The organism is Heyndrickxia sp. FW510-T9 (assembly GCF_058781025.1).
This window is the reverse complement of the sequence record NZ_JBYSWK010000006.1, coordinates 14,031-36,665: the sequence shown is the minus strand read 5'-3', so window position 1 is coordinate 36,665 and position 22,635 is coordinate 14,031. Positions and strand designations below refer to the sequence as shown.

Sequence of the window (22,635 nt, the reverse complement as noted above, 5' to 3'; positions counted from 1 at the left end):
TAAGTACAAATACCTATAAAATTGAGATAAAATGTAAATGTTCAATCTCCCGAAAGTGTCATAATTCTCTAATCATCCTTTAATCATCCTATGTTAAAATTTAGACCAAGGCTAATTTCTAAAAAATAAAAGGAACTTCTGCAGAATTGCCGAATGTATAAAGAAGAAACATGGACGTAGACACTTTATTATAGAAAGGAAAATATAATGAACAAATTCCTAAATAAAAAATCAACCCTCACCATTTTTATTATTGCAGTCATACTTATTATCGGTTTATTCATTCCAACGCCATATTACTTAGAACAACCAGGCTCAGTTGAGGCATTGTCCCCACGGGTAACGGTTCAAGACGGACACAAGGACGAAAAAGGAAATCTATATTTAACAACCGTTCTTTCAACAAAGGCAACGAATATATATATCTATTTATATGGTCTAATGGCTCCGCATACGCAAATGGAAAAAGCGGAGGATGTAAAAGGCGATATGAGTGATGCCGAATATGAACGGTTATTAATGCATATGATGAGTTCATCCCAACAAAATGCCATTATTTCAGGGCTAAAAGCAGCGGGAGAACAAGTGAAAATCGCAAATAATGGGGTATTCGTATATGCGATTCTCCCAGATTCCAAGGCAAAAGGTACCATAAAGGTTGGAGACATTATTCATTCTGTTGATGGACATCCGGTCAAAAAGTCGATGGATTTCATTAACTATCTATCAAACAAAAAAGCTGGTGATACCGTTCAATTAGGATGGACACATGATGGTAATAATCAAACAAAATCAATATCATTAGTTACCCTTGATAAAAAAACAAATAGAGCAGGAATCGGAATTGTTCCAGAGGATGAGTTTACCATCCAGCCATCCAGAAAGATCAACATTAATGCAGCAGACATTGGTGGTCCATCAGCTGGCCTTATGTTTTCTTTAGAAATCTACAATCAATTAGTACCAGGGGATTTAACGAAAGGCTATCAAATTGCTGGAACAGGAACCATTGATCAGGATGGAAATGTAGGACAAATCGGAGGCATCCGCGACAAAATTGTTGCTGCACACAAAGCAGGTATCGATATCTTCTTCTGTCCAGCGGATATCCAAAAAGACGATACAAACGAGAAGGAAATAAAGGACGAAGCACATAAATTAGGGTATAAGATTAAGATCGTTCCGGTAAAAACGATGAAGGATGCGATTAATTATTTGGAAAAATTATCTCCAAAAAAATAAGGAAAATGTAAAAAGGGCCCAGATGGCCCTTTTTGATTTGCAAATTTTAAAGTTCATATTCAGTTCACATAATAATCTTATACTCAAGACAACGAAAAAGATAAAGGGTGTATGAATAATGAAAAAAGGTGAAAAACAAAAGAAGGTCGATTGGCGGCCATTTATACAACTTATTTCTAAAACGAATCCGTCCAAGATTCTTCTCCTCATTGCTTTAATTTTAAGTGTCAGCACAACACTTGCAGGATTGGTTGTGCCGCTTTTTACAAAAAGTTTGATCAATCATTTTTCCTTCCATTCAATGGGTACCGGGAAAATAGCTTTGCTTGTTGGGGCTATTATTGTTCAGGCGATAGCTGGTGGAGTTTCCGTCTACCTTTTAAATCATATTGGTCAAACCGTTGTTGCGGGAATAAGGGAAAGACTATGGAAAAAGCTTCTTGTTCTTCCTGTTTCTTATTATGATGAACATCAGACGGGAGATACGGTAAGCAGAATGACCAATGATACTGCGGTTGTGAAAAGCTTGATTACAGAACATTTAACCGGTTTTTTGACGGGTATTATTTCCATTTTAGGATCCATGATTGTGTTATTTCTTTTGGACTGGAGAATGACGTTGCTTATTTTCACCGCGATTCCTCTCGCGTTTGCAATATTAGTGCCACTAGGAAGGAAAATGCATATTATTTCCAAAAGAACGCAGGATGAAACAGCAAGTTTTACTTCCATATTAAATCAAGTTTTATCAGAGGTTCGGCTTGTCAAAGCATCAAATGCGGAAAATAAAGAATATGACAATGGAAAAAATGGTATTACTAAATTATTCCAATTTGGACTTAAAGAAGCAAAAATTCAAGCGTTGATATCTCCGCTCATTTCTTTAGTGGTCATGGTTTTACTTGTTGTCATTCTTGGGTATGGGGGCATGAGGGTATCATCAGGTGCTTTAACCGCAGGAGATTTGGTTGCTTTTATCATGTACCTATTTCAAATTGTCATGCCAATGGGGCAATTGACCATGTTCTTTACGCAATTCCAAAAGGCATTGGGAGCAACAGAACGCATTATCTCGATTTTAAACGAAGAAGTGGAAGAAGATTTATCCAGTCAAGCAGTGCAAAAAGTGGATCAATCGATTAAAGTAAATAATATACAGTTTTCATATAAAATAGGCGAGGAAGTTTTAAAAGATATAAGCTTTGAAGTAGAGGTGGGGAAAGTCACAGCGATAGTTGGCCCGAGCGGAAGCGGGAAGACAACATTGTTTTCGTTATTAGAAAGATTTTATCTACCACAAAAGGGTTCAATAACACTTGGAAACCAACCGATTGATGATTTTTCCCTGCAATCATGGCGGAGTCAAATTGGCTATGTTTCGCAGGAAAGTTCCCTTATTTCCGGTACAATTCGCGACAATATATGTTACGGATTAGGCAGAGAAGTAAGTGAGGAAGAAATAAGAAATGCTGCGAAAATGGCATATGCGGATCAATTTATAGAAGAGCTACCGACTGGATTTGATACCGAGGTAGGAGAAAGAGGCATCAAGTTATCGGGAGGGCAGCGGCAAAGAATCGCCATTGCGAGAGCACTTCTCCGAAACCCCAATATATTAATGCTTGATGAAGCAACTTCAAGCTTAGATAGTAAATCAGAAATTGTTGTTCAAAAGGCTTTGCAAAATTTAATGAGTGGAAGAACCACTCTTATCATCGCACACCGTCTTTCCACTGTAGTCGATGCGGATAAAATATTGTTTTTTGAAAAAGGTAGAATCACGGGTAGTGGAACCCACGATGAACTTTTCAAGAACCATGAAATGTATCGTGAATTTTCCACACAACAATTAAGAATCCAAGAACCTAGTGTAAATATCTAGAGGGGGAGGGGAGTAGGTAAGATGGCAAAGATAATGATTGTCGATGACGATCCACATATTCGTGAACTAGTTGCATTATTTTTAAGAAAAGAAGGCTTGGAGATATTCGAGGCTAAGGATGGTCTGGAAGCTCTCAAGATTCTAGAATCTGTAAAGGCCGAATTAGTCGTTTTGGATATCATGATGCCGAATATGGATGGATGGCAATTATGTAAGGAGCTGCGCGAATTTTATGATATCCCTGTATTAATGTTAACAGCTAAAGGGGAGACTACCCAAAAGGTGAAAGGCTTTGAACTTGGAGCGGACGACTATTTAGTGAAGCCCTTTGAACCGGTAGAACTGGTGGCAAGGGTGAAAGCATTGCTAAAAAGGTATCACATTTCCTTATCACAAACAATTGAAATTGGTAACTTGAAATTAAACCGAAAAACCTATGAGGCAATAATTGGGGAATGCAGCTTAACATTGCCGCTTAAGGAATTTGATCTTCTTTTTAAACTAGCAAGCTACCCCGGAAAAACTTTTTCCAGAGAACAGTTAATTGAGGAAATATGGGGATATGATTATGAAGGTGATGAACGTACAGTGGATGTCCATATTAAAAGGCTCCGTGAAAGATTTCCGGAAAATCAGAATGGATTTAAAATCAAAACCATTCGCGGTCTTGGTTACCGATTAGAGGTTCTAACATGAGAAAACCAAGAGTGTGGGAAGTGGTATTATTTATTCTTGGTATGTTTGCCATGGTAATTGTGATGGAATCAGTTGCCTATTTTATTTGTCTGTACTTTTTTCGCCAGCAGCATATTCAGCCTACGGGATATTTCTTTCAACTCGTAACCGACTTAACAGGAATTGTATTATTTATTGTTACTGTCTATATTATTTCTACCACTACGAGAAGAAGACACCTTGCCCTATGGGAGGCAATTTTTGATGCCCTTAGAAAAATATCAAGAGGGGATTTTAATATCCATTTAGATTATAAGAAAGGTGATCACCAATTCTTAAGTCTTGTCGATAATATTAACCACATGGCAAAACAACTGCAGCAAATGGAAGAAATGCGCCAAGAGTTTATTTCAAATGTCTCCCACGAGATTCAGTCTCCGTTAACGTCGATTAGTGGCTTTGCTCGTGCATTGCAGGGGAATGATCTCACTAAGGAAGAACGTCTCCATTATTTAGAGATTATCGAAGGGGAGAGTAGTCGGCTTTCTAAAATAAGTGATAATTTATTGAAATTAACCTCATTGGAAACGCAGAATCATCCTTTTGAACAGAAAAACTTTCGGCTGGATAAACAAATTAGAAAGATTGTTCTAGCAAGTGAACCGCAATGGACGGAAAAAAACTTAGAAATGAATGTATCTTTAGAGGAAGTATCAGTTCTAGCTGATGAAGATCTGTTAAGCCAAGTATGGATTAACTTAATTCATAACAGTATCAAGTTTACTCCTCCTAATGGTCAGATTCATATTAAGTTAACAAAAAAGCAGGATAATCTCTCTGTTCATATTTCAGATTCAGGAATTGGTATATCTGCCGAGGACCAAATGCATATTTTTGAACGTTTTTATAAAGCAGATAAATCAAGGACCCGAACGTCAGGTGGCAGCGGACTTGGACTTTCTATTGTCAAAAAAATAGTAGAACTGCATAAAGGAGAAATATCGGTAAAAAGCCAAGTCGAGAAAGGAACTACTTTTATCGTCTCTTTGCCTATATTAAAAGATAAAACATAAGTGTCCGATGTAATCGGGCATTTTTTTATGACCAAATTACATAAACAAAATCTTAATCATGCATCAATATTTCCTTAATATTTGTAGTTTTAAATAGATTGTAATAGTTCAAAAGACATATGAATTTATGACAAGAGAGGAACAGGGATGAGAAAACTTAGGGGTGTAGATTTAAAGAATATGAAACTGCGATCCATTTTAATTTTACCAATTGTTGCAGTCATTATATTGTCTTCCTCTGTTATTGCATTCATTAGCTATGAAAAAAACAAACAATTAAAACAGCAAGCGATTGAACAGCAATTGACTTCATCTGCAGAGGTCATGACCGAAAAAGTGACAATGTTAAAGGCAACCGTACCAAAGGAAGATTTCGATCGGAAGCTTGCTTATGCCATAACATTAACACGAAATAATTATCAAGTTAACCATTTAACACCTATTCAATTTAAACTCACAAAAACGGAGGAACTAGCAAATTTCAATGGTATTAAAAACAACCTTCCCAATCTGCCGGAAAGGGTAAAAGAGCAAATACATAAGCAAGGAAAGGGAATATATCATTATAAAGGTTTAACATTCGCTGTAGCGAATCAAGTAGAATTAGATGATGCAATATATATCATTGCCTTATCAGATAAAGAGTATTTACAGCCAATTATTCAGTATAGAAATTTGTTATTCGTCATCACCTTTATTACCATTTTTCTTGCTAGTGCTATAGGATATTTTACAATTCAAAATGTCACAAATCCTATCACCAAATTAAAGGAGACGATGGAGCAAGTATCAAATGGAAATTTGCACATTAGGTTGGATAAAACACCTATAAGCAAAGAACTTCAAGCTCTTACTCATGGATTTAATCAAATGATTAACAGTGTGAATACATTAATTGCGCATATTGAAGATAGTGCAAAGCATATATCTATTTCTTCTGAAAAATTAAGTGTTACATCCTTATCAACAAAAGATGCTTCTGAACAAATAACGTCAGCGATTAGTCAGGTGGCGAGCGGAACGGATATACAGGTGGAGGCATCTTCTCAGGCATCTACTCATGTCTTAAGGATTTCGGAAGGGATGGAAATGGTAGGGAAGTCTATTGAAAAAGTAGAGAAATCCTTGGATCAGGCTAATGAAAAAGCAAAGACAGGAAATGAACTGGTAGAGAAAACAGTGGATCAAATGGGTCTTGTACAGAAAACAATTGGAGAAACGTCTGAAAAAATTGATGCATTAGATCAAAATTCTAAACATATCGACCAAATCGTTAATATGATTAGCGAGATTGCTAATCAAACTAATTTGCTCTCCTTAAACGCTACTATAGAGGCTGCCCGAGCAGGCGAACATGGGAAAGGCTTTGCTGTTGTGGCGGGTGAGATTAGGAAATTAGCTGATCAGTCAGGGAAAGCGGCAATGAACATTAAGGAACTTACTGACGAGATTCGGAAAGAAATCATACAAGCAGTCGACTCTATGACACGTGGAGGAATTGTTCTAAAGGAAGGTATGATAAAGGTTCAAGAAACGGAGAATGCTTTTGCAGAAATTGTATATGCGCTTTCAGATGTATCTAATGAGTCAAAAGGAGTATCGGACTTTGCCATAGAAGTAAGAGAGCAGATGAAAACAATGATTGAAAACATGCATCAAATTTCAGATACATCCGAACAATTTGCGGGAAGTATGCAGCATATTAAGGCGGCGGCTGAGTATCAGAAAATCTCAATGGATGATGTAACGATTGAAGCAGAAGCATTTCACAATTTGGCGCTGGAATTGATGAAGGTTATCAAAAAGGTAAAGGGATAAATGTAGAGTAAAAAAGGAGCTTAGTAGACTGGAAGCTCCTTTTTTGTTGAAACTGTATTATTTTAAACGTTCCAGGACATCTAACATTTCTGAAAGATTTTCCACAATAATATCTGCGTCAGACGGTTCACAGATTCCATGAGGGTCGATCAAAAGTGTCTTACAACCCAACTCTCCAGCAGGAAGAATTTCATTAACCGCATTATCCCCTACACATAAAATATTTTCATATCCGACATCATATTTTTCTTGAATAAATTGAATATGCTGCTTGGTTTGAAGCGGTTTTTGTCCATTGAATATTTTATCAGAAAAGAAATTTGAAAATCCTAATTTCGTTAGAATGACTTCACTATCCCTTTGAGGAGAATTGGTTAGCAATACAAGCTTTTGGTTTAGAGATAGTTTTTCTAGAATCTCCTTAAAACCATTCAATTCAGCCATGTTAAATTCAGGAGTCATCATATATTCACGTGTTTCAAGAAACGATTGTTGTGCTAATTCTTTAGCTATTCCATAATGTCTTGCAATCGTAGCGGGTACCCACCACAGGTCTCCGATATGGAGAAGGGAGTCATAATTATATTGCAGAGGTTGTTTGTTCTGTTCACCTAACAGATGATTACTAAGTTTACTACCATCCCATTGGTATGCTTCAATTATTTTTCCATCACGATGTTTAAAAATTAAGTCATTCACAGCATCATAAGCCATACCCATTTTCAAGGGATGCTTTCCGTTTAAAACTGCCGCGTAGTCAGCCATAAATGCCTCTTGATAATTTGTAGGTAATTTTTCGCAAAGTTTTTTCGCGTAAAAATCAAAATGATGAGTATCCTCATAGAGTGTTCCATCAAGGTCAAAAATAAGTACTTTAATATCTTTATACATGTAAAAAAACCTTCCTATGTTTCTATTTTATTGGTTTTATATAGAAGTCTGAGTAACTCTTGCCTTTCTTGTTGCCTTTTCCTTATACATCTCCCTATCAGCAAAATCTATTATTTCCTGAAGTGAAATCTTTTGCATAGAATCATAATAGAATAGTCCATGGCTGGCAGAAATATGATAAGGCTTTATTTTTTTGGCGTTTTCTTCATTTAATACATCTACTATATCATTCCAAAGTTTTTTCGCGTGGTCGGTGTGCTTATCCAAAAAGGCGATAATAAATTCGTCTCCACCGTATCGAAAAATAATGTCTTTACTGTCTAATCTAGACATAATCACATTACACACTGTTTTAACAAGATAGTCTCCTTCTGGGTGACCATATTGGTCATTAACTTGTTTTAAGTTATTTATATCAATAAATAATAACACAAATCGAATGCTCTCAAGGGCTGATTTTTCTATCAGATCTTGTAAAATTTCCATGCCTTTTCTTCTATTTAATACACCCGTTAACATATCGGTAGTTGCGTACATTTCCAGTTCTGCTTCAATTTTTTTAAGATCGGTTATATCAGTGGCCCCTGTGAGTACACATTTTTGATCCATATAATTTATCAATTTATAATTAACTAATACCCACTTTTTTACCCCATCAGCTGTTTTTTGCTCCGTTACATAGTTATCAATAAATCCATGTGTTCTCAGTTCTTTCATAATGAAGTACCTTTCGTCCTTGCTCGTATACAATTGATTTACGTCTATAGAATCTAATTGCTCTTCTTCCACTTGATAAAATTCGAGTGCTTTCTCATTAGCTAATAAAATGTTTCCATTTTCCAAACTAGATAAAATAAGTGGATATGGATTAACACTGAAAAGATGTAATAAGTTTTGTTCACTATTTTGAATTCTGAGCTGATTTTGAAAGTCTTTTTTTCGATAAGAATAAATGGCGTAACAAATAATGAAGGCAAACGTTACTGTACCAGTTGAATTTATTTGTTTTGAAACAAGGTCGTATTTACTGCTATCGTAAAAATGATAAATACCAAAGAGGAAAATTAAATGAGTGAAGAAAAGAATAAAAAAGAAATGCTTCGGACGAACAGGGAAGATTGCAGCTACACCCATTAGGATGATAACGTAGGCATAGATATTCCCATTTAGCTGCTGACTATTAATGGATGCTAATGCACCGCCTATTACATACGATAAAATATAGAAATTAATTATAACAGTAGGTAAAGTCGAATGACGAGTCGCTTTATTTTTTAATGTTTTATATGTAAATAAGAAAGCCACTGATAGAATGAATCCACTTAAATGAATGCCAGTTAAAAAAATTGGAAAATCATTTTGAGGAAAATCTTTATATAATAAAAAGTCAGCATAAAATAAATACATGTATAGCACAAGTAAAATGATAGAAGCGATTTTAATTCTTGTTAATAAAAGAATGTTATTAGATATAGTAAAGTCTGTGTTGTTGTTAATACCACTCTTTAGCCTATTTCGGATATGAGTTGACATTATTGAAAAATTAATTAACATTTTCCCCAACTAAATTCCTTCCTATTCCCATTATCAAATATTTACAAGTTCTCTCAATCATAGTATATGAAACTGCTTATAGAAAAGCAATCGAGAGAAAAACGGCGACATAATGCTCTTTTTATACCTAAAAAAGAACGTTTTGTGACAAAACCCTCAGTTTAGAAAAAAAATCTTAAATTATCCTTAAAAAAATGAACTTTTTTAATGTTTTTTTCATCTTTTTTTCATGAAACTATTTTACTATGTATTACGTCTATTATATTGTTGTAATAAATTTGTAATACAAAAATACAGTAACTTACAAATTTATTTGACTTATATGTGGTTATCATAAGTAATGCTTTCTAGGGGTAAGAGAAGACATTATGTGTGAAAGGACGGCTTTTAATGAAAAAGTCAAAAAAATGGTCAGAGAATCAAGTTGTAAGATGGAGTGCTCGTACATTGTATTATTTACTCATTCTGATTCTACTCGTTTTAATATACGGATTCCATGATATGAGTGCAGGTCCGTTTATATATAGTGAATTTTAATGATAAGGAGGAGAAAAAGATGAAACTAATTAAATCAGTCCAACAATTGGCTACAAATAATCCAAATCGGTCTGCTTTTATCAATCGTGGTACAGCTATCACATATGGAGATTTGTGGAGCGAGTCAAATCGATTAGCATCTTATATAGAGCATCATGAAGAAATTCAGCACTCTCCTATCATAGTCTATGGACATATGGCACCAGAAATGGTTGTATCTTTTTTAGGAAGTGTAAAAGCAGGGCATCCATACATTCCAGTGGATGTATCGATTCCGATGGAACGAATTAAAAAAATTATCGAAAGCTCGAAAGCAGAGTTTTTCTTTGCAACCGAAGAAATAGACAGTCAACATATTGAAAGCTACCCGATAAAAATTGTTCAAAGTGAAGAACTTCAGCATATTTTAAACAGTCATGAAGGAGTGTCATCTGAAGAAAAGTGGGTAAAGGAAGAGGATACGTTTTACATTATCTATACTTCTGGAAGTACTGGAAATCCAAAAGGTGTGCAAATCACAGCGAATAATCTTCAAAGTTATGTAGATTGGATGATTGCAGATTTTCCGCTTGGGGAACAAAGGATCTTTTTAAATCAAGCCCCTTTTTCGTTCGATTTATCGGTCATGGATCTTTACCCATCGCTTTGTACTGGCGGAACATTATTTGCGATCACAAAGGATCTAATTGCGAATCCAAAAATGCTTTTTGAGGAATTAAGGGAGTCTAACATTCATGTTTGGACATCAACGCCGTCTTTTGCACAAATGTGTTTGATGGAACCGACGTTTTCCAGTGAAATGCTGCCAGAGCTTGAAGTATTTTTATTCTGCGGAGAAGTTCTCACAGCGGAAGTTGCTCGCGGGTTAAAGGAACGCTTTCCTAAAGCAAAAGTTTTTAATTTATATGGACCAACAGAAGCGACAGTCGCAATCACTATGGTTGAGGTGACGGACGAATTATTGGCAGCTCATTCAATTTTACCGATTGGTTACTGTAAAGGTGACAGTCGATTATTAATCGTGGATGAAGAAGGTAACTCCGTCCCTCATGGTGAAAAGGGCGAGATGATAATCGTTGGGCCAAGTGTAAGTAAAGGATATTTAGGCGAAAAAGAGCTAACCGATAAAGCCTTCTTTATTAAAGATGGGGGCATGGCATATAAAACAGGTGATGCTGGGTTTAGTAAGGACGGATTATATTATTATCAAGGTAGGCTTGACTTCCAAGTAAAGGTACACGGTTATCGAATGGAACTTGAGGAGATTGAGCATAATATTTCGAAATCACAGTTTGTTGAAGCATGTGTGGTCGTTCCTGTTTATAAAGAAGGGAAAATAGATTATCTATCGGCATTCATTGTTCCAGCTAAACATTCTTTCGAAAAAGAGTACCAATTAACAGGTGCAATTAAGAAAGAACTTGCTGGGTATTTACCGGCATATATGGTTCCAAGGAAATTTTCCTATACGAATCGTTTGCCGATGACACCGAATGGTAAGGTGGATCGTAAGAAATTATCAGCTGAGGTATTGGTATGACACCGTATGAAAAATTTATCTTTTTCTTGATTGTGGGCATTCTTTTACTACCAACGATTATTCTTGGTCTTAAAGGGAAACAATCAAAAACTTATAATATGATTTTGACACTTATCATGTTAGCAATCATTTTCTCTAATAGTATTATGGGACCAATATCTTTGATTGTTTTTACAATATGGCAGCTTTTTTTAGTCAAAGGATATTTAGCTTATAGGCAAAGAGAAAATAAAACATCGATATTTGTATGGGCTGTGATAGGATCCATCGTCCCATTAGCCCTCGTTAAGATTTTTCCCTTCTTAGGGATTAGTAATCTTATAGGATTTTTAGGAATTTCTTATTTAACCTTTAAGGCAGTACAAATGATTATGGAGATAAGGGATGGTCTTATTAAGAATGAAATCCCAACGCTGGATTTTCTATACTTTCTCTTATTCTTTCCGACAATCTCATCAGGTCCGATTGATCGCTGGCGAAGATTTGAAAAGGATCGTCTAACGGTTCTATCAAAAGAACAATATCAAGAGTACTTATATTTAGGAATTAACAAGATTTTCAAAGGTTTTTTATATAAATTTATTATTGCTTATTTGTTACACCATTACTTGATTGCGTATTTACCACGTAATCCTTATGTCTATATACCGCTTCCATTGGCGAATATTATGTATATGTATTCTTACAGTTTGTACTTGTTCTTCGACTTTGCAGGCTACAGTGCATTTGCCATTGGAATAAGCTATTTTCTAGGAATTAAAACACCAGAAAACTTTAATGCACCTTTTATTAGCAGAAATATAAAGGATTTCTGGAATCGTTGGCATATGACATTGTCATTTTGGTTCAGGGACTACGTGTATATGCGATTTGTCTTGTGGATGACAAAGAAGAAATGGATTAGTGACCGCTACACAGTTTCTAATATCGGCTATACATTATTATTTCTTATCATGGGTGTTTGGCATGGGATCGCGGTTCAATATATTGTATACGGCCTTTATATGGCTGCATTAATGATAGGATTTGACTTTTTTGATAGATGGAACAGAAAGCATAAATTTTGGCCAAAGAATAAATTTACACATGTCGTTTCCGTCATTATAACATTTCACTTTGTGTGTTTCGGTCTCTACATCTTTTCTGGACAATTATTTCATTAAAGTCACCTAAACTAGTACTAGATTATAAATTAAAACCATTTACGATAAGTAACAATTTATACGAAATGACTCATTAAAGGAGAATGAATAAAATGGAAAAACAAGAAATTATCAATTTATTAGCAGAGATTTGCCAAGATTACGTTGTAAAGGAAGATCCAAACATTGATCTTTTTGAGTCAGGATTATTAGATTCATTTGGCACTATCAACTTATTAGTTGAGATAGATGAACGTTTTGGAATAAACATTCCTATTACTGAATTTACACGTGAGGAGTGGAATACACCAAACAATATCGCAGCGAAATTAGCGGAACACCAATGAAAAAATATACATTCGGTCCACTAATTATAGCTATCGTGCTATTTTTAGTATTTCTATTCATACCGAATTCTTGGTTAATGCATTTAATTTCTGACAAAAAGATCAAAAATGATGCAACGAGTCTTAGTCCGTTAATGTTTCAAGGTGACTATGTACAAAGCAGGATGCTGGCAGATAAGAAATACTATCCAATTTATGGATCATCAGAATTGTCGAGGTTTGACCCTTTTCATCCTTCTAATTATTTTGAAGCAAATCCACAAGGGTTTACGCCCTTTCTATACGGCCGCGGTGGAACTCAGTCATTGATTCAATTTATGAACTTTGCTGCACACGCTAACCAACTAAAGGGGAAAAAGATGGTATTTATCATTTCTCCTCAGTGGTTTCATAGAAAAGGAATCGATAACGTCCATTTTGATCCGAATTATTCCATGCTGCAGGCATATGATTTAGCTTTTAGCAGTAGTATTGATCCAAAATTAAAGAAAGAAGCTATCCATAGACTCCTACATTTCGATGTTGTGAAAAGGGATTATATGCTAACGACCATGTTTCAGTCAGAAATTGGCCGTACAAATCCAATCAGGACTGCTGTTATAAAGCCGCTTGCCTATATGAATTGGAAGCTTCTTCAAAAGAAAGATTTGTATTATTCCCTCTATGGTGGTTACAAGCATAAACGATATAAAAATCCAAAGCTTGTAAAGGGAAAATCTTGGGAAGAGCTAAAACAGATTGCAGGCAACTATGGGAAGAATAATGCAAAGGGAAACCCGTTTGATGTTGTTAATAGCTTTTACAAAAAGAAAATCATTCCTGTTGAACACAAGATGAGAAACCATAACAGACATGCAACCTATGGTGAGTCGGTTGAGTACAAAGATTTCCAAATGGTTTTAACGCTTTTGAAGGAAAAGGGTGCCAAACCTATCTTTATCTCGATTCCTGTGAATGGTAGATGGTACGACTACACAGGATTTCCGAGAAAAGGACGCGATGTTTATTATGAGAAAATTCGCCAGCAGGTAGAGGCGGCAGGATTTCCAATCGATGATCTTTCTAGTCATGAATATGACCCATATTTCTTAAAGGATACCATGCATATTGCAGGGAAAGGTTGGGTTTATTTAGATCAAGCGATGGAGCAACAATGGAAGTAAGAAAAGCGCAAGCGCCTTGTACATCCGTTGGACAAATCAAAAGACCCACAAGTTAATTTGACTTGTGGGTTTTTCTTTTGGTCTATTATTCGAGCTACTAGCTATATTTACCATAAACATTTTAGTATATTATCACTTTACCATGATAGAGAATTGAAGTATACTAAGTCCATGAACTTATACAAAGACATCTCAGAAGGGTGATAAAAAATGGAAACGAAAAAATGGGGGTTATGGGTTTTAACCACATTTGTAATTGGTAATATGGTAGGCGGAGGTATTTTTATGCTTCCTGCAAATCTCGCGCAAGTATCTAGTCCGAGGGGGTCGACGCTTGCATGGTTAGCAACAGGGCTTGGGGTTTTTATGATAGCGTTAGTATTTGGGAATCTAGCAACTAGAAAGCAAGAGTTAAAAGCAGGTCCGCAAAGCTATGCACAAAATTTATTTTCTTCACCAAAAGTGGGAAAAGTAGCCGGTTTTAGTATGGCGTGGGGATACTGGGCAGCAAACTGGGCTGCAACAGCATCTGTTATCATTTCCTTTGCGGGGTATTTAACAACATTCTTCCCAATTATGCAAAGTAGGAAAATATTATTTTCGATCGGAAGCTTTCAACTTGAGTACGGGAAGCTTATTACGTTTATAGTCTGTACCATTATGTTATGGGGAATTCAATATATTCTTTCAAAAAGCTTCAACGGTGCTGGGAAATTAAATCTAATGGCTACGATTACGAAGGTGCTCGGCTTTCTACTATTTGTAATCTTCACGGTTTTTGTATTTGATGTAGCAAATTTCGGGAATGCAAAGGCATTTGTCGATATGGCAGGTAATAAGATTGGCTTAGGTGGACAAGTGAATGCTGGAGCAATTTCAACACTCTGGGCCTTCGTTGGTATTGAAGCAGCTGTTATGTTATCGAACCGTGCTAAGTCACAAAATGATGTAAAAAAAGCGACGATGATTGGTCTAGTTATCTCTCTTCTTATTTACATTGGGATTACTTTATTAACAATGGGTGCATTGCCACAAGAACAATTAAAGGAATCACAAAAACCATTAGTAGATGCATTAGGTATGGTAGTTGGACATAGTGGAACGTATTTGATGGCATTGCTGGCGCTTGTATCATTATTTGGATCTACAGTCGGTTGGATTGTAGTGAGCTCAGAAGTGCCGTATCAAGCAGCAAAGGTTGGATTATTTCCATCTTTCTTTGCAAAAACAAATAAATCTGGCAGTCCAATAAAATCATTATCTATTACAAATATCATGACACAAGTATTTCTCTTTTCTACTATTTCAGGTACGGTTTCAGAGGCTTACAATTTTGCTATTGTTGTAGCGACATTAGCATATTTAATTCCGTACCTAGTATCTGCAATCTACCAATTAAAGCTTGTTATTACAGGAGAAACATACGATACAATACGAGGATCAAGGAAATTGGATGGAATTATAACTTCTTTCGCAATTATATATTCTATATGGGTTATTAAAACAGGTACTGCCGACATGAAAACATTTTTTTTAGGAATTGGACTATTTGTAGTCGGTTTAGTATTCTATCCATTTATCATGAGGGATGGACTTAAACAGAAAGAATTAGAAAGTACAGTTCTTACACGCCCACAAAAGAGCCAAGTATAATGCTTGGCTTTTTTGCTTTTTGATTGAATTAATGTTTGATGCGCCTGAATTATGTCCTGTATGTAGTGCCTGAATTATTCTTCGAATCGCCTGAATTATGTCCGAAACTGCCTGAAATATATTATTCAGAAGTAGGATATTTACTGTCCTGAGTGATGTGCTGATCATTTAAATGAAAAATAAAATAGAAATAAATAATTTTTGATTTAAGAGAACCTTTAAGTCGAATCGAACGTCTATTATAAGGTAAGAATAGATTTTACACTCACATTTTTTAAGGGATATTTTTACCATTATGAGGAGCGAGAATATGCATAATAATTTTAGAGATAAATCAACTCAAACAAGAAAGAGTCGGTTGCGATTTACTGTTCTTATCTGTCTTATATTTGCAGTAGTAGCTGCCGTATTTGTTCACCAACGTTCTTCTAAGCATTTTATAACTGCAAAGGATGTACAGACCATAAAAAGTATCATCACATCTGGTGAAAAATATAGAGTGCCGAAAAAGATTCCTAGTAAAGGAGTTTCAACTAATAAAAAAATTGATAAATACTTGAAAAAGGTCCATTTTAACGGTTCAGCGTTTATTGTAAAAAATGGTAAGGTTATCGTAAATAAAGGGTACGGTTATGCTAATCAAAGTAAAAAAATACCCAATAACCCTCATACCGTTTACTATATTGGGTCTATAACGAAATCTTTTGTTGCTACAGCCTTCTTGCAACTACAACAAGCCGGAAAAGTGAATATAAATGAACCTTTATCCAACTATCTCCCTTCTTTTCCACATGCAAAGGAAATAAAATTATATAATTTACTGACACACACTTCCGGCATTCCTGTACGTAATGAATTTGGGGGAAGGGTATCTAGAGAAGAGCTTATTAGCGATATTGGGAAATCAGCGGAACATCTCAAATCTACTCCTGGAACGAAGTGGGGATACTCGGATGCGAACTATTCCATTCTTGGGTATGTAATTGAAAAAGTAAGTGGAATGCCTTTACATGAATATATTAAAGAGCATATTTTCAACGTAGTAGGGATGAGTCATTCTGGGTTTGGAAGTGATTTGAAAAAAGTAAAATATCATTCTACTGGTTATAAGTTAAAGATGGGGATTATTTACACTCCAAGATTACAGGATTTTTCACAAGTGTTTGGCTGCGGAGATATATATTCCACTCCGTATGATTTATATAAATTTGATCATGCTCTACAATCAGGGAAACTCATATCTAGAGAAAGCTATAAGCAAATGTTTACCCCTCATAGTATATCTAGGTACGGATATGGCTGGTATATTAATCGAAAAGGTTGGAGTGTACCACCAGGAAATTATTCCAGCCACGGTGTGTTGCCAGGATGGAATGGAATGAATACCTTTTCTAAGGGTGGAAATGAGTATGTGGTATTAATTTCCAACATACAAAATGGTGTAAAATCTTATGCTCCAATTAGTAGGAAAATTTACCGTCAATTAGCAACAGTGAATAAACAGGTAAATCCCAGGTTCTAAGCCTTGGGATTTTTTTTTTTCAATTTTTATAGTTCATATTCAGTTCATATAAGAATCATATACTCAACGTACAGAATAGTAACGTACTAGTTGAAAAACGAAAGAAGGTCGATTAAAGGCCATTTAAACAATTTATTGACGATAATCAATTAGAGGAATATAATTAGTTTACTTAATTATTTAGTAACTAAACTAATTTGAAAAATGAGGTGAGAAAATGGAAGAAAATAATCCAATTGCTAAACAGCTTCTTCATTCATTAATGCAATTTCGAAATCATTTTCGACCGAAAGCATATAAAGGGTTAAAACCAAGTGAATACAAAATGTTGTTTATGATTAAATCGGCGAAAAAGCATCATGGAGTTGATTTAACAGTATCTAGTTTAAGTAAGTATCTTCAAGTTACAGCACCATCTGTTACACAAATAATTAACCGTTTAGAAGCGGATGGGCTCGTGGAGCGTCGTATAGACCCAAATGATAGAAGGTCGGTTCAGGTGACGTTAACAGAAGAAGGAGAAAAGGTTACAAAAATGGTTGTAGACGCAAATTTAAAAAAACTTCAAGGATTAATTGACCATTTTGGGGAAGAGAAAAGCAGGCAGCTTGCCGAGTTGCTTTCCGAGACAATCCAGTACTTTTCCAATAATGATTCTAATTCTACACGGGATGAATGGAGATGATCATATTATATGATGCGTTTGTTTAAGCAGCTTAAGCCTTACCGATTATTAATTGGATTTGTTATTATATTGGTTTTCCTTCGCTCGCTTTCCGATTTATATCTTCCGTCCTTAATGGGAGATATTGTTGATAAAGGTGTAGTAAACGGTGACGAACCGTATATTTTAAAAACTGGTGGATGGATGCTTTTAATTGCTGGTATAGGAGCAGTGTGTTCGATTATTGCGAGTTTCTATTCTTCAAAGGTCGCATCAAGTTTCGGTAAGAATCTTCGTACGAAGGTTTTTAGCCATGTAGAGAGCTTTTCACTTAATGAATTTGACCAAGTAGGAACAGCCTCCCTTATTACGAGAACAACTAATGATATTAATCAAGTTCAGCAAGTACTAATTATGATGCTGCGTATGATGGCTATGGCACCATTAATGTGTATCGGCGGAATAATTATGGCTGTTTCAAGGGATGCAAAGCTTTCGTTAGTACTTGTTGTTTCACTGCCGGTTCTATTTGTTGCAATTCTTCTTGTTCAAAGAAAAGGAATACCGTTATTTAAAGCTATGCAAAAAAAATTAGATAAATTAAACCTTGTATTGCGTGAGAATCTGACGGGAATTCGTGTCATCCGTTCGTTTAATCGTATCGATTATGAAAAAAAGCGTTTCGATGATGCGAATGCAGATTTGACCCAAACGGCAATTAAAGTAAATAAAATTATGGCTACCTTAATGCCAATCATGATGCTTGTTCTGAACTTCTCCACAATTGCCATTATCTGGTTCGGTGGAATTCGAATTAATAATGGAGATATGCATGTCGGGGACTTAATGGCTTTTATTCAATATGCTATGCAAATTATGTTTTCGTTAATCATGTTATCAATGATGTTCATCATGATTCCGCGTGCTTCGGTATCCGCTGTTCGTATTAATGAAGTACTTGATATTCAACCAACTATCGAGGATGCGGAACAAGTTCAAAAAGCACATGATAAAAAAGGATATATTGAGTTTCAAGATGTGACTTTCAGCTACCCTGGAGCAGAAAATCCGGCAATTTCAAACCTATCGTTTAAAACTACACCAGGGAAGGTGACGGCGATCATTGGAGGAACTGGTTCGGGAAAATCCACAATGATTAATTTAATTCCAAGATTCTATGATGTAAGTCATGGCAAGGTATTGGTGGATGATGTGGATGTACGTAGCATGTCGCAGGAAGCGTTAAGAGAAAAAATCGGTCTCGTTCCACAAAAGGCGGTACTTTTTACAGGAACTATTTCCGAAAATATTCGCTATGGAAATGATAGTGCGGATCACGATGATATTGTGCATGCTGCAGAAATAGCACAAGCAACAGAATTTATTTCTGAAATGAAGGATGGCTTCGAATCTGTCTTGGCACAAGGTGGTACGAATGTATCTGGCGGACAAAAGCAGCGACTTTCCATTGCAAGAGCCCTTGTAAGGAAACCGGAAATTTACTTATTTGACGATAGTTTTTCAGCACTTGATTTTAAAACAGATGCCAAATTACGTGCTGAATTGAAAAAGGAAACTGGCGACGCAACGGTTGTGATCGTTGCACAACGAGTAAGTACGGTCATGGATGCTGATCAAATTATCGTATTGGATCAGGGAAAAATGGCTGGAATCGGGAACCATAGAGAATTGATGGAAACATGTGAAGTGTATCGGGAAATTGTATCCTCACAGTTGTCAGAGGAGGAGATCGCATGAGTGAAAAATATAACCGTAATGCCCCACAGCCGAGAAGGGGATTTGGCCCAGGGCATGGACATGGTTTTGGAATGCCAGTACAGAAGGCAAAAAACTTTAAAGATACATTTAAACGTCTAATCGGTTATCTAAAACCGCATAAAGGCCGCTTAATTACTGTGTTTTTCATGGCGATTTTGAGCACTGTTTTTACTATAATCGGCCCGAAATTAATGGGTAATGCAACTACGAAATTGTTCGAAGGCATGATGATGAAAATGAAAGGAGTACCAGGTGCGGAAGTGGATTTTGGCTACATTTTGCACATCCTGTTGGTCTTAGCAGGACTTTATATTTTCAGCTCCTTATTTAGTTATATTCAGCAATATGTGATGGCAGGGGTTGCTCAGAAAACAGTCTATGATTTACGTAAGGAAGTAAACGGAAAATTAACGAGACTCCCATTGAAATTTTTTGATTCCCGAACACATGGTGAAGTACTTAGCCGTGTTGTTAATGATATGGACAATATTAGCAATACCTTACAGCAAAGCTTAACGCAGCTCATCACTGCGATTGTGACGCTTATCGGTGTTATCGTTATGATGCTAACAATCAGTCCGTTAATGACCCTTATTATTGTCTTAACTTTGCCATTAAGTATTTTGGCGACTACTGGAATTGCAAAGCGGTCACAGAAGTTTTTTATGGGACAGCAAAAGGCTTTAGGTGAGTTAAATGGTCATGTCGAGGAAATGTACACAGGGCATCAAATTGTGAAGGCGTTTGGCAGGGAGGAAAAGTCGATTAAAGACTTTAACACCATTAATGAAAGGTTGTATGAATCAGGCAGGAAAGCACAATTTATTTCTGGAATTATTATGCCGCTTATGGCATTCGTTAATAATATCGGATATGTTCTTGTGTCTGTTGTCGGTGGAATCCTTGTTACAAAAAGAGCGATTAAAATTGGGGATATTCAAGCATTCATCCAGTACGCTAGACAGTTTTCACAACCAATCACGCAAACAGCGCAAATTGCGAATATCATTCAATCAACCATTGCATCTGCGGAGCGTGTTTTTGAACTTCTAGATGAGCAAGAAGAAATTCCGGAAGCTGTAGATGCAAAAGTAATCCAAATCCCTAATGGTAATGTCTCTTTTGAAAATGTCGTCTTCGGATATAAGGAAGATGAAACCATCATTAAAGGAATGAATATTAATGTGAAAAAAGGCCAAACCATTGCTATTGTAGGTCCTACTGGTGCGGGGAAAACAACCCTTATTAATTTATTGATGAGATTTTATGAAATTAATGAAGGAAAAATTACTATTGATGGTGTCGATATTACCGAGTTAAAAAGAGGGAATTTGCGAAGCATGTTTGGAATGGTACTGCAAGATACATGGCTGTTTAATGGGACGATTAGGGAAAATATTGCCTATGGCCGTGAAAATGCATCGGAGCATGAGATCATCCGTGCGGCTAAAGCAGCCCGTGCCGATCATTTTATTCGTACCCTTCCAGATGGATATGAGACCATTTTAAATGAAGAAGCATCAAATATTTCACAAGGACAAAAGCAGTTGCTGACGATTGCGAGGGCGATTTTAGCGAATCCTGCTATTCTTATTCTGGATGAGGCGACAAGTAGTGTCGATACAAGAACTGAGATTCTTATTCAGCAAGCAATGAATGAATTGATGGATGGTAGAACAAGCTTTGTCATTGCTCACCGTTTGTCAACTATTCGAGATGCAGATCTCATTCTAGTTATGAACCATGGTGATGTAGTAGAAAAAGGAAATCATGAGGAACTCCTTGCTAAAGGTGGCTTTTATGCCGATCTTTATAACAGCCAATTTGCACAGAAAGAAGTATTGTAGAAGCGAGTTATAATGGTAAAATCCATTGAATGACACTCTATTTTTAGAGTGTTATTTTTTTGCTTATTTATCAATATGTACACTTATAACATTTTATCATACTACAAAAAATTATAAAAAGCGATAAAATTTTACAAAATTTTAATAAAAATTTGTCGGTTATTTGATAAAATAGGAAATGAAATTATTTAACCTTTATGAGGAGGTATTCTATTGAAAATTGAACTGAAGGATATCACCATGAAATTCGATGATATGACTGCAGTTGATCGCTTAAATGTAACAATAGAAGAAGGTCAGCTAGTATCATTATTAGGACCGAGTGGGTGTGGGAAAAGCACAACTTTGTTTATGTTAGCCGGTTTATACCAACCAACAGAAGGTGAATTATATTTTGGTAATCGGGTAGTGAACAAAATTCAACCAGAAAACCGAGAAATTGGTATGGTATTTCAGAACTATGCACTTTACCCTCATTTAACTGTTCTCAAAAATATTATGTTTCCATTAAAAATGGCAAAAGTGCCGCAAAAAAAAGCAGAAGAAAGAGCGCGAGACATGGCTCGTCTCGTTCAAATCGATCATTTATTAGAACGTAAGCCTGGACAATTGTCAGGTGGTCAGCAACAACGTGTTGCCATTGCTAGAGCCCTCGTTAAGAAACCAAAATTACTGCTTTTAGACGAACCATTATCCAATTTAGATGCAAGGCTACGATTAGAGATGCGTGAGGAAATAAAGCGCATACAACAAGAGGTCGGCATCACCACTATATTTGTTACTCATGATCAAGAGGAAGCAATGAGTATTTCTGATAAAGTTTTGCTTATGAAGGATGGGAAGAAACAACAATTTTGTCCGCCGCAAGATATGTACGATTATCCGAAAAATAAATTTGTTGCACAATTTTTAGGAAATCCGCCTATTAATATCTTCCCTATTAAACTATCAGAGGACTTGAAAAAAATAGTCATTCCAGAAACTGACGATATTTTAAAGTTAGATCTTCCTATACAAACTGAGTTAGATGTACATAAAAAATATGAACTAGGTGTAAGACCTGAGGACTTTTTTGTCGAGACTGATCCAGCAAAAGAGGGCATCAAAGCGGAGACTGTTATGGTTGAGCGAATTGGTAGAGATCGCCTACTGAATGTAAAGGTTGGACAAATGAATGTAAGAGCAATTGTTTCTCCGGATCTCCAAATCGATAAAGGGGACGTTGTAAAATTAGGGATTCGTCCTGGGCGCGCCCATTTATTTAATGTAAGCAATGATGAAAACTTGCTTCATCAGGAAGGATAGG

The 22,635-nt window shown here is 35.9% G+C and carries 18 protein-coding genes; 16 read left to right on the top strand and 2 right to left on the bottom strand.

Annotated features, from left to right (window positions below; all coding sequences use genetic code 11):
- Positions 1-207: 207 nt before the first annotated feature.
- The 5 genes from AC3WJF_RS04780 to AC3WJF_RS04760 all read left to right on the top strand — a co-directional run bounded on the left by AC3WJF_RS04780 (position 208) and on the right by AC3WJF_RS04760 (position 6,690).
- A complete protein-coding gene (locus AC3WJF_RS04780; protein ID WP_492449981.1) occupies positions 208-1,242 on the top strand; it encodes a SepM family pheromone-processing serine protease in 1,035 nt (344 codons plus the stop codon).
- A 118-nt stretch (positions 1,243-1,360) separates the two neighbouring features.
- Positions 1,361-3,124, top strand: a complete 1,764-nt coding sequence (locus AC3WJF_RS04775; RefSeq protein WP_492449980.1) for an ABC transporter ATP-binding protein — start codon at positions 1,361-1,363, stop codon at positions 3,122-3,124.
- A gap of 21 nt (positions 3,125-3,145) precedes the next feature.
- On the top strand, positions 3,146-3,820 hold the full coding sequence (locus AC3WJF_RS04770) for a response regulator transcription factor (RefSeq protein ID WP_492449979.1): 675 nt from the start codon (positions 3,146-3,148) through the stop codon (positions 3,818-3,820).
- Positions 3,817-4,872 (top strand): sensor histidine kinase, encoded by a 1,056-nt coding sequence (locus AC3WJF_RS04765; RefSeq protein ID WP_492449978.1) that lies wholly within the window; start codon positions 3,817-3,819, stop codon positions 4,870-4,872. The genes AC3WJF_RS04770 and AC3WJF_RS04765 overlap by 4 nt, the downstream gene beginning before the upstream one ends.
- 147 nt (positions 4,873-5,019) lie before the next feature.
- A complete protein-coding gene (locus AC3WJF_RS04760) occupies positions 5,020-6,690 on the top strand; it encodes a methyl-accepting chemotaxis protein (protein ID WP_492449977.1) in 1,671 nt (556 codons plus the stop codon).
- 57 nt (positions 6,691-6,747) lie between these two features.
- Here the strand turns inward: AC3WJF_RS04760 and AC3WJF_RS04755 are convergent, their stop codons facing one another.
- Both AC3WJF_RS04755 and AC3WJF_RS04750 read right to left on the bottom strand, forming a co-directional pair.
- Positions 6,748-7,581: an HAD family hydrolase gene (locus AC3WJF_RS04755; protein WP_492449976.1), complete on the bottom strand. Its 834-nt coding sequence runs from the start codon at positions 7,579-7,581 to the stop codon at positions 6,748-6,750.
- Positions 7,582-7,617: 36 nt separating this feature from the next.
- Positions 7,618-9,135, bottom strand: a complete 1,518-nt coding sequence (locus AC3WJF_RS04750) for a GGDEF domain-containing protein (protein WP_492450086.1) — start codon at positions 9,133-9,135, stop codon at positions 7,618-7,620.
- A 390-nt stretch (positions 9,136-9,525) separates the two neighbouring features.
- Here AC3WJF_RS04750 and dltX point away from each other — a divergent pair, with 390 nt between their 5' ends.
- The 11 genes from dltX (at position 9,526) to AC3WJF_RS04695 (ending at position 22,634) form a co-directional block, all read left to right on the top strand.
- Positions 9,526-9,672: a teichoic acid D-Ala incorporation-associated protein DltX gene (gene dltX, locus AC3WJF_RS04745; RefSeq protein WP_492449975.1), complete on the top strand. Its 147-nt coding sequence runs from the start codon at positions 9,526-9,528 to the stop codon at positions 9,670-9,672.
- 19 nt (positions 9,673-9,691) lie between these two features.
- Positions 9,692-11,212 (top strand): D-alanine--poly(phosphoribitol) ligase subunit DltA, encoded by a 1,521-nt coding sequence (gene dltA / locus AC3WJF_RS04740; RefSeq protein WP_492449974.1) that lies wholly within the window; start codon positions 9,692-9,694, stop codon positions 11,210-11,212.
- Positions 11,209-12,375: a D-alanyl-lipoteichoic acid biosynthesis protein DltB gene (dltB, locus tag AC3WJF_RS04735; RefSeq protein ID WP_492449973.1), complete on the top strand. Its 1,167-nt coding sequence runs from the start codon at positions 11,209-11,211 to the stop codon at positions 12,373-12,375. The genes dltA and dltB overlap by 4 nt, the downstream gene beginning before the upstream one ends.
- 92 nt (positions 12,376-12,467) lie before the next feature.
- A complete protein-coding gene (dltC, locus tag AC3WJF_RS04730) occupies positions 12,468-12,701 on the top strand; it encodes a D-alanine--poly(phosphoribitol) ligase subunit 2 (RefSeq protein ID WP_492449972.1) in 234 nt (77 codons plus the stop codon).
- Positions 12,698-13,864 carry a D-alanyl-lipoteichoic acid biosynthesis protein DltD gene (gene dltD / locus AC3WJF_RS04725; protein WP_492449971.1) on the top strand — a complete coding sequence of 389 codons (1,167 nt, stop codon included), beginning with the start codon at positions 12,698-12,700 and terminating at the stop codon, positions 13,862-13,864. Before dltC ends, dltD begins: the two co-directional genes overlap by 4 nt.
- A 210-nt stretch (positions 13,865-14,074) precedes the next feature.
- Positions 14,075-15,517: an amino acid permease gene (locus AC3WJF_RS04720; protein ID WP_492449970.1), complete on the top strand. Its 1,443-nt coding sequence runs from the start codon at positions 14,075-14,077 to the stop codon at positions 15,515-15,517.
- 310 nt (positions 15,518-15,827) lie between these two features.
- The gene (locus tag AC3WJF_RS04715) at positions 15,828-17,039 is read left to right on the top strand and encodes a serine hydrolase domain-containing protein (protein WP_492449969.1); all 1,212 of its coding nucleotides are present in this window, start codon (positions 15,828-15,830) and stop codon (positions 17,037-17,039) included.
- A 217-nt stretch (positions 17,040-17,256) separates the two neighbouring features.
- Positions 17,257-17,724: a MarR family winged helix-turn-helix transcriptional regulator gene (locus AC3WJF_RS04710; protein ID WP_492449968.1), complete on the top strand. Its 468-nt coding sequence runs from the start codon at positions 17,257-17,259 to the stop codon at positions 17,722-17,724.
- 9 nt (positions 17,725-17,733) lie between these two features.
- A complete protein-coding gene (locus AC3WJF_RS04705) occupies positions 17,734-19,461 on the top strand; it encodes an ABC transporter ATP-binding protein (RefSeq protein ID WP_492449967.1) in 1,728 nt (575 codons plus the stop codon).
- Positions 19,458-21,329, top strand: a complete 1,872-nt coding sequence (locus AC3WJF_RS04700; RefSeq protein ID WP_492449966.1) for an ABC transporter ATP-binding protein — start codon at positions 19,458-19,460, stop codon at positions 21,327-21,329. Before AC3WJF_RS04705 ends, AC3WJF_RS04700 begins: the two co-directional genes overlap by 4 nt.
- Positions 21,330-21,542: 213 nt before the next feature.
- On the top strand, positions 21,543-22,634 hold the full coding sequence (locus AC3WJF_RS04695) for an ABC transporter ATP-binding protein (RefSeq protein WP_492449965.1): 1,092 nt from the start codon (positions 21,543-21,545) through the stop codon (positions 22,632-22,634).
- Position 22,635 lies beyond the last annotated feature (1 nt).

Coding starts and splice junctions, on each gene's coding strand:
- dltC (WP_492449972.1), top strand. CDS start 12,468: ATGGAAAAACAAGAAATTATCAATTTATTAGCAGAGATTTGCCAAGAT.
- dltX (WP_492449975.1), top strand. CDS start 9,526: ATGAAAAAGTCAAAAAAATGGTCAGAGAATCAAGTTGTAAGATGGAGT.
- AC3WJF_RS04700 (WP_492449966.1), top strand. CDS start 19,458: ATGAGTGAAAAATATAACCGTAATGCCCCACAGCCGAGAAGGGGATTT.
- AC3WJF_RS04715 (WP_492449969.1), top strand. CDS start 15,828: ATGCATAATAATTTTAGAGATAAATCAACTCAAACAAGAAAGAGTCGG.
- AC3WJF_RS04780 (WP_492449981.1), top strand. CDS start 208: ATGAACAAATTCCTAAATAAAAAATCAACCCTCACCATTTTTATTATT.
- dltA (WP_492449974.1), top strand. CDS start 9,692: ATGAAACTAATTAAATCAGTCCAACAATTGGCTACAAATAATCCAAAT.
- AC3WJF_RS04775 (WP_492449980.1), top strand. CDS start 1,361: ATGAAAAAAGGTGAAAAACAAAAGAAGGTCGATTGGCGGCCATTTATA.
- AC3WJF_RS04720 (WP_492449970.1), top strand. CDS start 14,075: ATGGAAACGAAAAAATGGGGGTTATGGGTTTTAACCACATTTGTAATT.
- AC3WJF_RS04765 (WP_492449978.1), top strand. CDS start 3,817: ATGAGAAAACCAAGAGTGTGGGAAGTGGTATTATTTATTCTTGGTATG.
- AC3WJF_RS04770 (WP_492449979.1), top strand. CDS start 3,146: ATGGCAAAGATAATGATTGTCGATGACGATCCACATATTCGTGAACTA.
- AC3WJF_RS04750 (WP_492450086.1), bottom strand. CDS start 9,135: ATGTTAATTAATTTTTCAATAATGTCAACTCATATCCGAAATAGGCTA.
- AC3WJF_RS04710 (WP_492449968.1), top strand. CDS start 17,257: ATGGAAGAAAATAATCCAATTGCTAAACAGCTTCTTCATTCATTAATG.
- AC3WJF_RS04705 (WP_492449967.1), top strand. CDS start 17,734: ATGATGCGTTTGTTTAAGCAGCTTAAGCCTTACCGATTATTAATTGGA.
- dltB (WP_492449973.1), top strand. CDS start 11,209: ATGACACCGTATGAAAAATTTATCTTTTTCTTGATTGTGGGCATTCTT.
- AC3WJF_RS04755 (WP_492449976.1), bottom strand. CDS start 7,581: ATGTATAAAGATATTAAAGTACTTATTTTTGACCTTGATGGAACACTC.
- dltD (WP_492449971.1), top strand. CDS start 12,698: ATGAAAAAATATACATTCGGTCCACTAATTATAGCTATCGTGCTATTT.
- AC3WJF_RS04760 (WP_492449977.1), top strand. CDS start 5,020: ATGAGAAAACTTAGGGGTGTAGATTTAAAGAATATGAAACTGCGATCC.